Source organism: Sunxiuqinia sp. (assembly GCF_055140945.1).
Map to the genome: position 1 here is coordinate 26,785 of NZ_JBSQYS010000043.1, position 14,699 is coordinate 41,483.

General features: G+C 40.3%; 11 protein-coding genes. 3 read left to right on the forward strand and 8 right to left on the reverse strand.

The genetic code is table 11. The features are described from left to right. The first annotated feature begins 6 nt into the window (after nt 1-6). From ACTB00_RS16695 to ACTB00_RS16705, 3 genes are all read left to right on the forward strand, one after another. Nucleotides 7-1,782, forward strand: a complete 1,776-nt coding sequence (locus ACTB00_RS16695; RefSeq protein ID WP_463301049.1) for a hypothetical protein — start codon at nt 7-9, stop codon at nt 1,780-1,782. Nucleotides 1,783-2,261: 479 nt separating this feature from the next. Beyond that, nucleotides 2,262-4,226, forward strand: coding sequence for a DNA topoisomerase (ATP-hydrolyzing) subunit B (gyrB, locus tag ACTB00_RS16700; RefSeq protein ID WP_463301050.1), 1,965 nt, complete (start codon nt 2,262-2,264; stop codon nt 4,224-4,226). Nucleotides 4,227-4,289: 63 nt separating this feature from the next. Then, entirely contained in the window at nt 4,290-4,871 is a 582-nt protein-coding gene (locus ACTB00_RS16705) for an LOG family protein (RefSeq protein ID WP_463301051.1), read from the forward strand. A gap of 111 nt (nt 4,872-4,982) precedes the next feature. Here ACTB00_RS16705 and ACTB00_RS16710 read toward each other — a convergent pair whose 3' ends face one another. The 8 genes from ACTB00_RS16710 to aceE all read right to left on the reverse strand — a co-directional run. Next, a complete protein-coding gene (locus tag ACTB00_RS16710) occupies nt 4,983-5,837 on the reverse strand; it encodes a hypothetical protein (RefSeq protein ID WP_463301052.1) in 855 nt (284 codons plus the stop codon). A 94-nt stretch (nt 5,838-5,931) separates the two neighbouring features. Beyond that, nucleotides 5,932-6,288 (reverse strand): SpoIIAA family protein, encoded by a 357-nt coding sequence (locus tag ACTB00_RS16715; RefSeq protein ID WP_463301053.1) that lies wholly within the window; start codon nt 6,286-6,288, stop codon nt 5,932-5,934. A gap of 61 nt (nt 6,289-6,349) precedes the next feature. Continuing rightward, the gene (locus ACTB00_RS16720; RefSeq protein ID WP_463301054.1) at nt 6,350-7,159 is read right to left on the reverse strand and encodes a family 1 encapsulin nanocompartment shell protein; all 810 of its coding nucleotides are present in this window, start codon (nt 7,157-7,159) and stop codon (nt 6,350-6,352) included. A gap of 13 nt (nt 7,160-7,172) precedes the next feature. After that, nucleotides 7,173-7,463 (reverse strand): encapsulin-associated ferritin-like protein, encoded by a 291-nt coding sequence (locus tag ACTB00_RS16725; RefSeq protein WP_159517398.1) that lies wholly within the window; start codon nt 7,461-7,463, stop codon nt 7,173-7,175. A gap of 58 nt (nt 7,464-7,521) precedes the next feature. Next, a complete protein-coding gene (locus ACTB00_RS16730) occupies nt 7,522-9,030 on the reverse strand; it encodes a BON domain-containing protein (protein ID WP_463301055.1) in 1,509 nt (502 codons plus the stop codon). A gap of 148 nt (nt 9,031-9,178) precedes the next feature. Continuing rightward, the gene (gene lpdA / locus ACTB00_RS16735) at nt 9,179-10,600 is read right to left on the reverse strand and encodes a dihydrolipoyl dehydrogenase (RefSeq protein ID WP_463301056.1); all 1,422 of its coding nucleotides are present in this window, start codon (nt 10,598-10,600) and stop codon (nt 9,179-9,181) included. Between the two features lie 15 nt (nt 10,601-10,615). Then, nucleotides 10,616-11,983, reverse strand: coding sequence for a 2-oxo acid dehydrogenase subunit E2 (locus ACTB00_RS16740; protein WP_463301057.1), 1,368 nt, complete (start codon nt 11,981-11,983; stop codon nt 10,616-10,618). Between the two features lie 57 nt (nt 11,984-12,040). Next, on the reverse strand, nt 12,041-14,699 hold a 2,659-nt coding region (gene aceE, locus ACTB00_RS16745), incomplete at its 5' end, for a pyruvate dehydrogenase (acetyl-transferring), homodimeric type (RefSeq protein ID WP_463301058.1).

Here is a 14,699-nt window from a genome sequence, read left to right on the forward strand (position 1 = left end):
AGCAACATGAACCGATCATATTTCTATCATATTTCACTGCTCCTGTTAACCTTTATTTTGGTTAACTCGGCTTCAGCACAAAAAGACAGCACTAAGTTACGCCAGGAAGTTGAAGTGGTTAAAGCTTATCAACCCAGCGTATCCGATGCTTTTAAAATCAATGACATCCCTCAAATTAAGGATGACAAAGGGGAAAAACCGACCTTCGATTATAAAATCAACTCACAGCCGGTTTTTAGCACTTTTGAAGTAGAACCGGTACAGGCGGCACAAATGGTTGGAGAACCTCAAACAAAGCTTGGCAAAGGACTATTAAAAGCCGGAGTTGGAAATTACCAGACACCATACGGGGAGCTTTTTTACAATACAAAAACCGGCAAGCATGCTGTTTTAGGAATGCACTTTAAACATCTGTCGTCGCATGGATCGGTGAAACTGGCTAACGATGATAAAGTTGACGCTCCACGAAGTGAAAATGTTGCCGAGTTGTTCACCAAACATTTTTTCAGACGATCAACCTTAAATACCAAGCTGTTCTACGAGCGAGACGCTCACAGCTATTATGGATACGTTGGCGAGCAGCTTTCTGATTCTGAAAAAGAAGGTTTATTTCCCTACTGGAACGACAAGCAAGCTTTTTCAAAAGGAGGGCTGCAAGTTCAATTGTCGAATGAAGAAGATACGCGAGCTGACTTAAACTATGACCTGAATTTGTACTATCACTATTTTGGCACCAAAACCGGACAAACAGAAAATCTGATAAATTTAGGAACCTCTTTTCGTCGCGAGTTTGATGAGTTTTACGGCCTTCTGGGAGCCTCTGTCGGTTATCTGAAGACAGATAGCATCTTCAATCGAACATCGCTCGATTATGGACAAAAGCAGCAAATCCTGCTGAATTTAAGTCCTGCCATTCTATTTGAAGGTGATATGGCCAAATTGCAACTTGGAGTTCATACATTTACCTTGTTGGACGATGATGAGGATGCAAGTTTTTTAATCACTCCTAATGTTAAAGCGCAATGGTCACCAGTTGAAAATATCATGACCCTTTTCGTTGGCGCAGACGGTCGCTTACAGCAAAACCACTATTCCGCAATTGCTGCCGAAAACCGATTTGTCAACCCCTACCAGGATATCAAAAACTCGAAGTACCAATATATTCTTTCAGGAGGAATAAAAGGGAAGTTTTCACCCCGCTTAAATTATCGCTTCCAAGCTGATTATTCCAGCATTAAAGACGAGCACTTTTATTATCTGCATGAAATAGAATATGATTTAAATCCCGTTGAACCTTCCCGTTCAAATACCTTTGATGTTTTATATGACGATGTGCAACAATTTACACTTGGTGCCGAATTCTACTACACGGCCTCAGACCTGATCAATTTTCATTTAGACGGAAAGATGCACTCTTATGCACTAGACTCACTGGAACAAGCCTGGAATAGGCCTCAATTTGAACTGACTATTTCAACCATTTTAAATCCGGATGGCCCATTAAAGTTTAATGCAGATATTTTCTTTACAGGAGACCGCAAAGCACTCATTATACATGAAAACTACGAAAATAACGGAGCAATCAGTATTCATGGGACAGGCTACCAAACCTATAACCTTTCCTCCTTCGTTGATTTAAACTTTGGAGTTGAATACCAGTACAGTCCACAACTCAGTTTTTTTGGTAGAGCAAACAACTTTGCATTCCAAAAATACGAGAACTGGCTCGGTTACACACAACAGAGTTTTAACCTGTTGGTAGGTGCAAGTTTTTCGTTTTAAAACGACCTATTTCATGTTTAAAATTCTCAATTTAAGTTTGTGCAACTTCTATACTGCACTATCGTGTTTTTAGATATAGCTACCAACAAATGGAACTCCCAAATAATCATCCTCCCGTGTGAGCGAAACTTTGATTAAGACCGTTTCATTACACTTAAAAATGACAAAAATCAATTCTTTAAACGCAAAAACCTAACTAGCTAATATAATGACTCTTAACTCTTAACATCTTGTTGAAAACTTTGTCTGTTTTAAGTCCGAAAAACAAGACTTTATCGGCATATTTTTACTATATTTGCGTGTTATGAAAATGAGGCGAAGAATGATTGTTAATCAATTGAAAATTAAACACCTTTTTTATATCAGCCCAAATTATTAAATAGCAAATTAATGTCTGGAAATTGCTCTGGATGTAACTTTCTGTTTGTCTGTTTTTAAAACAAACAGGGGAAAATAGGATTAAACCAAACACACAATAGATGAGCGAATTAGAAAAAAAGAAGGATAACGGAAACGGAAATTATTCTGCAGAAAGTATCCAAGTACTGGAGGGTTTGGAAGCAGTACGTAAGCGTCCGGCGATGTACATCGGAGATGTAAACGAAAAAGGGCTTCACCATTTGGTTTATGAAGTTGTTGACAACTCCATTGACGAAGCATTAGCTGGTTATTGTAGTAGTATTGATGTCATCATTAATGAAGATAATTCGATCTCGGTAGCTGATGATGGACGTGGAATCCCTACTGAAAAGATGACTAAAGAAAATAAGTCAGCTTTGGAAGTGGTAATGACTGTGCTCCATGCCGGGGGTAAATTCAACAAGGATAGTTACAAAGTATCCGGAGGATTGCATGGTGTTGGTGTATCCTGTGTGAATGCGCTTTCAGCAGTATTAACTGCTGAGATTCATCGCGACGGGAAAGTATACTACCAGGAATACCATCGTGGAGTTCCTCAGGAAGAAGTTAAGGTAATTGGAGACTCGGATAAAACAGGTACAATCGTTACGTTTAAACCTGACGATACCATTTTCTTAACGACCACTTATAAATATGAAATTTTATCGGCACGTTTGCGTGAGTTAGCGTTCCTAAATGCAGGAATTAAACTTTCGTTGATCGATAAACGCGAACAAGATGAAGAAGGAAACTACAAAACTGACAATTTTTTATCAGAAGAAGGACTGAAAGAATTTGTAGAATTCCTGGATAACGCAAGAGAACGACTAATTGATGAAACTATTCATATTTCATCTGAAAAAGCTGGTGTTCCGGTCGAAATAGCATTGCATTATAATACTTCTTTTTCTGAGAATATTCATTCGTATGTCAATAATATTAACACCATTGAAGGTGGAACACACTTGACAGGATTCCGTCGTGGATTAACCAGAACACTGAAAGGCTATGCCGAAACTTCAGGCATGCTCTCGAAACTGAAATTCGACATCAGTGGAGATGATTTCCGCGAAGGATTGACAGCTGTCGTTTCTGTAAAAGTTCAGGAACCACAGTTTGAAGGCCAAACAAAAACGAAACTCGGTAACTCGGAAATTAGTCTCCCTGTTGATCAGGCGGTTAGTGAAATGCTCGCCAATTATTTGGAGGAAAACCCGAAAGCGGCAAAAGCAATTGTTAATAAGGTTATTCTGGCTGCTCAGGCCCGCCATGCCGCACGTAAAGCGCGTGAGCTCGTTCAGCGTAAAAACGTAATGTCTGGTGGCGGACTTCCAGGAAAACTGGCTGACTGCTCGGATAAAGATGCCTCACAGTGCGAGATTTACCTGGTCGAGGGAGATTCGGCGGGTGGAACAGCCAAACAAGGCCGTAATCGTCGCTTTCAGGCTATTTTGCCGTTGCGTGGTAAAATCCTGAATGTGGAAAAAGCCATGCAGCACAAAGTTTTTGAAAACGAAGAGATTCGAAATATTTTTACGGCGTTGGGCGTAAGCATTGGAACCGAAGATGATTCCAAAGCACTGAATATGGATAAGATTCGTTATCACAAAATCATCATCATGACCGATGCCGATGTGGACGGAAGCCACATTGCCACACTCATTATGACATTCTTTTTCCGCTTTATGAATGATCTGATTAAAGCAGGCTATCTGTACATTGCGACTCCTCCTTTATATTTAATTAAAAAAGGGAAACGCGAATCGTATGCATGGAATGATCGGCAACGCCTTCAATTAATTAACGAATGGGCTGATGGAAAAGAATCATTAGTACACACCCAGCGTTACAAAGGTCTTGGAGAGATGAACGCAGAACAACTTTGGTCGACCACAATGGATCCGGAGCGCAGAACTTTACGCCAGGTGACCATCGAAAACGCCGCTGATGCTGACCACATTTTCAGCATGCTAATGGGCGACGAGGTACCACCACGAAGGAAGTTTATTGAAGACCACGCAGTTTATGCAAACATTGATGCTTAATAAATAATACCGAATGCCAGCTTTTAGTTGGCATTCTTTTTTTAATTCAATTTTTTTTCTGAAATGAAAGTTTGTGTATTTTCTTCCTCCAGCAATGCGATTGATCCTGTTTATATTAACGAAGCCATTCATCTTTCGCAACTAATTGGGCACGAAAAAATGACCTTAATAAACGGAGGAGCCAATGTAGGATTGATGGAAACCGTTTTAAAAGAAGTTGTCAATGCCGGAGGAGATACTATTGGCATTTTACCTGAAAAGCTAAACGGGCACAAGCTTGCCTCAAAATTCGCCAGGAAGCTAATTATTTCGAAAGACATGATGGATCGTAAATCGATTATGCGCGAAATGGCCGACGCCTTTGTGGCTCTTCCCGGAGGCTTTGGAACGCTGGAAGAAATATTGGAAGTGATTACCCTCAAACAACTAGACTACCACCATAAAGCCGTTGTATTTATCAACACAAACGGATTTTATGATGATTTATTCAAGCAATTTGAACGATCCTTCGAAGAAAACTTCGCCAAGCACAGCTACCGCGAGCTCTACCATATTGCAGCGAATAGTGAAGATGCTATCAATTACCTAAAAGCTTATTCGCCTCCCGTACCGGTCAATAAATGGTATAACGTACCTCAAAAATAAAACCCGAAATTAAACATCGCGGGTTTCCTGCGTTCCTATTCTTAAGATTTTCACTACGATGGTGAAAACAATTTCAGAAACGATTCGAAAAGGACAAATAACGAAAATTCATTACTTCTTCATCGAGTAAAAGAGAACGGGGAATTTGGTTTCTTTTAAAACCTGTTCGAACAAATCTTTTTTAAATATGCTTTCCAATATTCCCTTTGGCTGCTCAAATAACAAAGTCATGTCAGGTTCAATCATTTCTTCAAAATCAATAAATTCCTGATGGAAATTGCTTGTACCTATAATTTTTGAGCTTACCTGCGAACCTTCGAAAACACGGCCCACTTCTTTTTCCCAATGTTCTATCGCTTGAGGCTTAATCTCGTTCGACTGTCCAAAAGCACTTACCACTGGGCCAAATTTATTGATGACATCTGTAATATTTCGGTATGACTGTAGCTCGTTCAGGTCAAAATCAGTCGGTAAAACAACGTTTGATATTTTCTGATACTCGTATCCAGGCGGAACAATAACGCTGATTCCATTAAAATTCTTACACGTATCTACAATTTCCTTCTGATCATCAAAAATGTACTCATCCGGTTCATTATTCATGATCAACAGGGTGGTGGGATCTGAATTCAAGACTGTACTCGTTTTATTTCGAATGCTACCTACCTCTACTTTAACATTGATTTTCAATGGATAATTTAACCTCGAAACCTCACTGCTTAAGAGCTTATCTAAATCAACTTCCACCTGTTTCTTTTCGCGTTGCATGATTTCCTCATGCGAAAATTTGTTCCCGGGGGTTACACTTTGCGAATCGGAATACATGCTGCTAACCCCTTGCTGCATTCGTGTATCAACCATATGAATCACATCAACTTCTGCCTCAAGGTCTTTCGCTAACTTTAATCCATAAGGAATAATACTTTTTGCTTTTCCTCTGATATCACTGATAATTGTTATTTTCATTATCTATCCTTTTTCAAATTCATCATTCTAATCTTTCATTCTTTCTGCACGGATATGAAAGAGTTCTACTTCCTTCTAAAATTCGCACTAGGCGCTATTCCAGAATCCATTTCACTGCATCTGAAACTTCGGCATGGTCATAATACTTGATCTGCCCGGAAACAAAAGGGCTAGCCAGGTTTGACCACAACTTTTCCCATTTGCTTTTTCCGACAACAGCAATTTTTTCAATATGATTAAAATGCCTGATATAGGTTTTCAGGTCTTCCTTGAAAGCAGATGGTTCAATCCCATCAATACTTTCAATTTCAATGTACATTTTAATTTTACCATAGTCTTTTACCCTCCCGTCAATCAAGGGGGTAATCATCTCATAGTCTGCCTTTTTAACCTTGCCATCTATTCTTATGGCAATGAGATTTTTATCTGTTAAATTCAATACCTTAAACATTGTATTGTTCCTTTCTTTTTAAAATTGTTAGTGAAATCCGATTCAGCCTTTTTAAAATCGATTACTCTTTTTTCTTACTTTTAAAGACAACGATTGCTTCAGGGCTAATTACTCTAAAAGTAAATGAAGCAGTAAGGTACAGTTTTACCTTTTCGGTATCGTGACTGTCATATCCCAAGGTAATGTCCTGTCCTTGAATCAATTCATAATCCCCTCCTCTTTCTGAAATTAAAAAGGTGTGTTCGTTGGACTGATTGACAATCACATTTCCACCCAATATTTCTTTGAGTTGCATCGAGATTGGATAACCTTCGGATAGTTTAATCAAATTAAGCCACTGTTCGGAGTTGATAATTAAAGAATAAGGACCTTCTACCCCATTCTGACTCAGATGCAACACTTGTCGACCAAGTTCTTTTAGAAATGCATTTGTATTGTCAGGTATTTCAATCGGATCACTTTCAGCTGACGATTCCAAACCTTCAATTTTAATCGGGGAAAATCCCTTGTAAATCACCTTTTCTTCAAAAAAAGCCACTTCTTTCACAGCGTCTTCCAGCGGCGAAAGGTCCACATCTTTAGCCCCACGTTCAATATTATCCAGTTCCCAAACATCCAATTCAAATGGTTTGCGAATTTCAACGAAAGGAAGAACTTCCCGGATTCCATAATTAATACCTTCACTCGATTGTTTTTCAGGAGTTACCAGCCGTCCGGTTGATACTCCTCCCATTTCCAATCCGTTCGGACCATCGATATCAACAAATTTTCGTCCTGTAAGATAGGTCTTCAATATTTCATTGGTTCTATCGGATATTTCTTCCCAGGCTTTATCTGTTATTGGTGCAATTGATTTTTTTAAAATATTCATGATGTTTTTCTTTTTAGTCATCTTCAAGTTTCACAATATCTTTTTCTGTAAAAAGGTAGGTTCTCAAATGTTCATCCCAACCTTTCATGTTTCTTCGGAGCCACTCTAAAGCCATACAGGCATGCTCCATTTCTTCATCGCGGTTATGTTCTAATATTTTCTTGAGTTGTTGGTTCTTTGTGACCGATAGTCGCTGTTGATACCAATCGATAGCTTCAATTTCTTCTTTCAGCGAAACCAAAGCACGAACATAGTCGCGTGTTTCATCAGTTAATTCCTGAGGTGGTTCATGATAGTTTTGCATCGTCATTTATTTAAATAATGAAAAACCAACAGGTTGCCCTGTCGGCCTTAATGTTACTTTATTTTTTTGGGTTATATGAAACAATCAGGTTGTTCTCAACTTCATCAGCTCCACCCTCAAGTGCGTTTACTTCTGCGTAAAGCTTTTCTCTTTGGGTTTCCACTGTGCCTGTAAGAACAGCTGTTCCTCCCGCTACTAATACGTCAACTTCATCTTCATTGACATAAGGAGACCACCATAGTTGATTTTGAATACGATTTTCAATCTCAAAATCTGTCAAATAATCATCGCTAACATCGATATAGCCTGGAGCATAAAAAGAATTCCAACCATAGTAATTATCATAGTAATAGTCGTTAGTATCATTTACTTTCAGGTTGTTTTCAACAGCAATAACCCCTTTTGTTTTAGAGGCAATGTCCTCTGCCTGCTTTTTTTGAAAATAAGAATCGACTTCGCCATTCAAATAAACCAAGCCAGCGCTAGCAGTTACATCAACGTCCCAAGATTCAAATAAGATATTGTTATCTATAGCTGCTTCTACATCTGATTCCAGTTGGTAATCTTCCGGAACATATACTGGACGTACTTTCAAATAATTATTAACGTTAAAGACACCGACTACATTGCGAGCATCGTGCTCTGCTGCTCTTTTGGCTTTCAGATTATTAACCGTTCCGGTCAATGTAACCGTTCCATTAAAAACAGAGACTTCAGGATTGAAGGAATAAACCCGTGGATCGTATAAAAACGCATCATTAACAGCGTCTTTGATTTCTTCATCTGATTTTGGGATATATTTATCCTTTCTCAAATTTTCGGCTCGTGCCCATTCAGTGATTTCCACTTCATCACTGTCGACAGAAGATACCCCAACTACCCAAGATTCAGATACTGCCAATGTGCGTTCATTCACGCTTCCAACTTTACCAGAGAGAGTTACTTCTCCATCCTTTACATTTACATCAATCAAAGCATGATCAATTCTTACGTCATTTTTGAGACTTTGCACGATGTCTTGTTTGATTTCAATATCAGATCGATCAGTTTTGTAATCCACAATCAGGTTGTTTTCCAGTTCTGTAATACCTTTTACACCTTTAGCAACATAACCCGAAAGTTGTTTCTCTTGCCATGAATCAACTGTCCCAGTTAAAGTTACTTTCCCTTGATCGGCCTTCACATTGATTTCATATGAATCTGTTGCCGGATCTTCAAGAAGTGCATCTGTTACTTCGTTCTCCAATGTGATGTTAGAACGGGACAGTGCTTCAACATCTATTTCATTGACAATACCTCTTACACCTTTTACAGCTCCCGCAATTTGGACTGCCCGCTCTTTAGTACGCAGGTTATTGACCGTCCCCGACAAGGCTACAATACCTTCATCAGTTTCCACGTCAATCAAATACGACGAAACCGCTGAATTAAACATTAACTCGCGATCAATCGCGTTTGTGATTTCTTGATCTGTTAGCTCAGTTGCAGCATATACACTCATAATGCTTAATATGAAGAGAGTTGCTGCCAACAAACTTTTCAATAAAAGTGTTTTTTTTAATCTCATAATTCTATTTTTTACGTTTCTAATTTTTAAAAAATCAACCGGCCTCGAAGCCAGTCGATGGATCAAAGACCATTCAAATCATGGACAAATTAGTTTAACTCCATCATTCAAACTTATAAGGGTCTTTTCCCATTTCAATATCTTTGAATCAACCTTTTTTCACAAAGGTGTGCGCCGGATGTCCGTAAAACACTTCGGCAGCTTCCATAATGGTTTCGCTAAGCGTTGGGTGCGGATGAATGGTTAAAGCCAAATCTTGCGCAGTAGCAGCCATTTCTATGGCCAAGGCTAATTCAGCAATCATGTCACCGGCGTTTTTCCCAACGATGCCTGCACCCAGAATCCGCTCATTCTCCGGATTAATTAAAAGCTTGGTAAATCCTCCGGCAGTATGCATCGCTACCGCCCTGCCTGATGCAGACCACGGGAATTTTACGGCTTTATATTTAATACCTTTTTCTTTCGCTTCTTTTTCACTTAATCCACAGGTAGCAATTTCAGGTTCGGTGTAAATCACCGCCGGGATTACTTTTGCATCGTTAACAGATTTTTTCCCGGCAATTACTTCTGCGGCAACCATGCCTTCGTAGCTGGCTTTATGCGCCAGTAAAGGTCCGCCAGCCACATCGCCTATCGCGAATACATTTTTTGCTGTTGTTTCCTGTTTCCCATTTACTTTGATAAAGCCGTTATCATCCAGCTCCGCAGCTATTTTATTGAGTCCTAACTCTTTGGTATTTGGCTTTTGACCAACAGCTACCAACACCCGATCAAATTGCTTGCGAAAAATTTCCTTTTCCTTCGATTCAAACGTGACCTGTTTCTTTTTACCGTGTTTATCCACCTTCGTGACTTTGGTTTCCAAAAACACGTCAGAAAATGTTCCTTCTGAAAGTTTCTTATACGCTGCAACCAAGTCTTTATCCATGCCGGGCATAAAGTCATCGGTTAACTCAACAATCGACACCTTAGCACCTAAAGCCTGATAAATAGTAGCCATTTCCAGTCCGATGTATCCACCGCCAACAATTAACAGTTTATCCGGAATTTCTTTCAATTCCAATGCTTCAGCCGAATTCCAAATTCCTGATTGATCAAACTCAATCCCAGGTATTTCAACCGATTGGACTCCTGTAGCGACGATAGCATGTTCAAACGTGATTTTTTCAACATCCCCATTTTTTGATTTGAGCTCCAAATTCTTTGAATCGATGAATTTGGCGTATGCTTTCACGTAATTTATTTTTCTCGCTTTTACCAACTGTCCCAGCCCACCTGTTAATTTCTTCACGACGTCGTTTTTCCAGGAAGCTATTTTTTTAAGATCAACTTCCGGAGCGCGAAACTTTAGTCCCATGTCTTCTGCCTCAGCTGCTTCCTTTTTAATCTTCGACAAGTGCAGTAAGGCTTTGGTTGGGATACACCCCCGGTACAGGCAAACTCCTCCCGGATTGATTTCTGGATCAACCAACGTCACTTTTAAACCCAGGTCTGCAGCCATGAAAGCTGCACGGTAACCTCCGGGACCAGCGCCAATAATTACTAATTCGTGTGTTTTATTATCGTTCATATTCGTTTCCTTTTTTTATTGCAGAATGGAAAACGGATCTTCAATCACATCACATATCCAACGTAAAAACCGCGCTCCATCAGCTCCATCAATCACACGATGATCGTAGGACAATGAAAGCGGTACAACCAATCGTTTTTCAAATTCGTCGTTCACCAATACTTGCTTGTATTGACTACGGGAAACACCTAAAATTGCTACCTGCGGCGCATAAACGATTGGTGTAAATTGCGTTCCTCCAATTCCTCCCAAATTGGAAATGGTAAAACTTCCACCCTGCATTTCGTCGGATGATATTTTTTTATCGCGAGCTTTTTCAGCCATTTCGCTCAATTCTGCCGCCAATTCGCTCAGCGATTTTTTATTGACATCTCGAATCACCGGAACCAATAAGCCTTGCGGCGTATCTACCGCAATACCAATATGGTAATAGTGCTTATAAACAATCTGGTCATTTTCTTCATCCAAACTTGCATTGAACCGGGGGAAACGCTGCAATGCCAAACTCGCAATTTTTAATAGCAAAGCTGTGACTGTAAGTTTTCCACCACTTTTAGCAATTTTATCCTGATTCTGCTTTCTGAAGTTTTCCAAATTGGTGATATCAGCCTCATCAAACTGGGTTACGTGAGGTACAGTCTGCCAGGCTTGCTGAACATTTTTAGCTGTTACCTTACGGATGTTATTCATCGGTTCCATCGAAATCAATCCCCACTTTGCAAAGTCGGTTGATGGCTGCTTTTCCCCTTTCGATTCTTTCGTCTTTTTTGCTTTTTTGTCCTCGTCATCCGCCTGGTCTGAATCCGATTTTCCAGCAAATTGCTCAACATCTTCTGCCGTTATTCTACCCGATGGGCCGGAGCCTTCAACCTGGTTTAAATCAACATCTTTTTCACGAGCTAAACGCCGCACTGAAGGAGAAGCCGGAATGTCGCTCTGATCTTTTTTTTCTTTTTCGTTTTCTTTCCCGGATGACTTTTCTTTCGAATCATCTTTCTCCTCTTCGGTCTCATCTTCTTCCGAATCTGAATCTGAATCCGAGTCATCTACTTGCTCTTCTTTTTCGGCTGATTTCGTATTTTCTGTATCCTGATCGGAAGTTTCATCATCACTCTCATCTTCTTCATTATCCTGGCTCTCCTCTCCTTCCGTTTCAATGATCATGATCACTTGGTTGACTTCCACTTCGTCTCCTTCACTCACTTTGATTTCGGCTACAGTTCCTGCAAATGGTGAGGGAATATCAGTCGTTGCTTTATCAGTCTCAATCTCAACAACCGACTGATCTTCTGCAACTTTATCTCCTTTCGAAACTAGAATTCCGGCGATCAGGCCTGTTTCTACATTTTCGGCTATATCTGGTACTTTTATTTCTTTTTTCATGGTTCTGAATTTTAATTCGAATAGCAAGTTTTATTCAATCAGCTTCAACTGGTGGAGCTATTTTCCGGTTGGTGATTCCTTTTCACCATCGATATTGAGTTGTTTACGTGCTTTGTTCAGTATTTTTTCGGCTACTTTTCCATTTCGATTGAGAGCAACCAAAGCGTTCCATGCGATATGTTCCGCACTCACTTCAAAGAATTCCCTCAACTCCTCGCGGTGCTCACTGAAACCGTAGCCGTCAGTTCCCAATGCATCAAAAGATCCCGGAAACCATTTAGAAACAGCCAACGGAAGCGCTTTCACATAATCAGTAGCAGCTATAAAAATTCCTTCTTTTTCTCCCACAGCTTTTTCGATGTATGTCTTTTTATTTTTTTCCTGTACGCGACTCAAACGGTCGCTTTCTATAGCATCGTCGTAAAGCTTTTTGTAGCTGGTTACACTCCATACTTCAGGATAAATATTGTAGTCTTTTTTTAAAATTTCTGCAGCCTTCAAAGTCTCATTCAATATCGATCCACTTCCTAGCAAGTGTAGGTTGTGCTCGTTTTTCTGGCTGCTTTTAAATTTGTACATGCCGTTTATGATCTCCTGCTCAATTCCCTTTCGCGAGGGCATCGAGGGCATTTTGTACTTCTCATTCATAATAGAAATGTAATAGAAAATATCTTCTCCGTCTTCATACATTCTTTTCATACCATCATTAATAATGACGGCTAATTCGTAAGCAAAAGCCGGATCGTACGCTTGCACAGCCGGAACGGTAAGAGCCGTCAGGTGACTCTGCCCATCTTGGTGCTGAAGTCCTTCGCCTGCCAATGTGGTACGCCCGGAAGTACCTCCCAACATGAAACCTTTGGCGCGGGCATCGGCTGCAGCCCAAATAAAATCGCCAATCCGCTGAAACCCGAACATAGAATAAAAAACATAAAACGGGATGCAGTTAATTTGATGCGTTGAATAAGCCGTTCCTGCCGCTATAAATGATGACATGGAGCCTGCTTCGGTAATTCCTTCTTCCAAAATAGCGCCATCTTTTGCCTCCTTATAATACAGTAAACTGTCGCGGTCAACAGGCTCATATAATTGTCCTTTGTGTGCATAAATCGACGACTGACGGAAAAGTGCATCCATACCAAAAGTACGTGACTCATCGGGTACAATAGGAACCACCAATTTTCCAATATTTTTATCTTTCAATAACTTCGATAACAGCTGAACAGCGGCCATGGTAGTTGCTACCTCACGCTTTCCTGAGCCCTTTAAAAATTCATCAAACACCTTGGATTCGGGCATTTCAAAATCAACAGCATCTTGATTCCGTTTTGGCAGAAAGCCATTCAGCTTTTCGCGTTGCTTTTTAAGATATTTAATTTCATCACTGCTATCGTCCGGTTTATAAAATGGAGCACTAGCCAGTTCATCATCCGAAACAGGAATATCAAACCGATCGCGAAAATGCATCAATTCTTCTTCGTTTAATTTCTTTTGCTGGTGCGTAATGTTGCGCCCTTCTCCTGCTTCACCCAAACCATATCCTTTCACCGTTTGTGTTAAAACCACAGTCGGCATATCCTTTGTTTCGGTAGCCGCTTTAAAAGCATTGTAAACCTTAACCGGATCGTGTCCACCGCGACGCAGTTTTTTTAACTCGTCATCACTCAAGTCTTCCACCAGCTTCAACAGTTCCTCGCTTTTACCAAAAAATTCTTTCCGAATGTAGTCACCATCAGAGATTGAGAACTTCTGGCGTTCGCCGTCAACCAATTCCCCCAATCGTTTGACTAACAAACCGTTTTTATCTTTTTTCAGGATCGGATCCCATACTTCACCCAGAGTAACCTTGATGACATTCCAGCCGGCTCCGCGAAATGCTGCTTCCAGTTCCTGTATGATGGATGAATTTCCTCTCACCGGGCCATCCAGCCGTTGGAGGTTGCAGTTAATCACAAAAATAAGATTGTCCAGTTCCTCTCTCGAAGCCAATGTTAACGCTCCCATCGATTCCGGCTCATCCATTTCACCATCTCCCAGGAAAGCCCACACCTTCTGCTCTGGAGCATCCAACAACCCTTTGTCTTGTAAGTATTGATTAAAACGTGCCTGATAAATAGCCATGATTGACCCAAGTCCCATTGAAACAGTCGGAAACTGCCAATAGTCGGGCATTAACCGGGGGTGAGGATAAGAAGTTAAGCCACCCTTTGGATTCATCTCTCTTCGAAAATTTTCCAATTGGTCTTCCGAAAATCGTCCTTCTAAAAAAGAACGGGCATACATACCGGGAGAGGCATGCCCCTGGAAATAAACAATGTCGGCAGGTGAACCATTATCGCCACCTCTGAAAAAATGGTTGAAGCCTACCTCATACAAAGTGGCTGACGAGGCATAAGTAGAAATATGACCACCAATGCCATCTTTCTTTTTATTGGCCTGAACAACCATTGCCATTGCATTCCAACGAATGATACTTTTAATTTTTCGCTCCAGTTCACGTTCTCCGGGATAGCTCTCTTCCTTGTCCACCGGAATTGTATTGATGTATGGCGTATTTAAATGTGATCGCAAGCGAATTCCCTTTTCATAAATTCGTCCTTTTAGGAGCTCCATCAATTCGTCAACCCGCTCACTACTTTCATTCTTGATGATGTAATCAATGGAATCAAGCCATTCTCTATTTTCAATTTCGTATGTGTTATTTTTTTTACCCGTC

Bases quoted from the DNA above. Each gene is read 5' to 3' on its own strand.
- ACTB00_RS16725 (WP_159517398.1), bottom strand. From the start codon at position 7,463: ATGCAAAACTATCATGAACCACCTCAGGAATTAACTGATGAAACACGC.
- gyrB (WP_463301050.1), top strand. From the start codon at position 2,262: ATGAGCGAATTAGAAAAAAAGAAGGATAACGGAAACGGAAATTATTCT.
- ACTB00_RS16705 (WP_463301051.1), top strand. From the start codon at position 4,290: ATGAAAGTTTGTGTATTTTCTTCCTCCAGCAATGCGATTGATCCTGTT.
- lpdA (WP_463301056.1), bottom strand. From the start codon at position 10,600: ATGAACGATAATAAAACACACGAATTAGTAATTATTGGCGCTGGTCCC.
- ACTB00_RS16730 (WP_463301055.1), bottom strand. From the start codon at position 9,030: ATGAGATTAAAAAAAACACTTTTATTGAAAAGTTTGTTGGCAGCAACT.
- ACTB00_RS16695 (WP_463301049.1), top strand. From the start codon at position 7: ATGAACCGATCATATTTCTATCATATTTCACTGCTCCTGTTAACCTTT.
- ACTB00_RS16720 (WP_463301054.1), bottom strand. From the start codon at position 7,159: ATGAATATTTTAAAAAAATCAATTGCACCAATAACAGATAAAGCCTGG.
- ACTB00_RS16710 (WP_463301052.1), bottom strand. From the start codon at position 5,837: ATGAAAATAACAATTATCAGTGATATCAGAGGAAAAGCAAAAAGTATT.
- ACTB00_RS16740 (WP_463301057.1), bottom strand. From the start codon at position 11,983: ATGAAAAAAGAAATAAAAGTACCAGATATAGCCGAAAATGTAGAAACA.
- ACTB00_RS16715 (WP_463301053.1), bottom strand. From the start codon at position 6,288: ATGTTTAAGGTATTGAATTTAACAGATAAAAATCTCATTGCCATAAGA.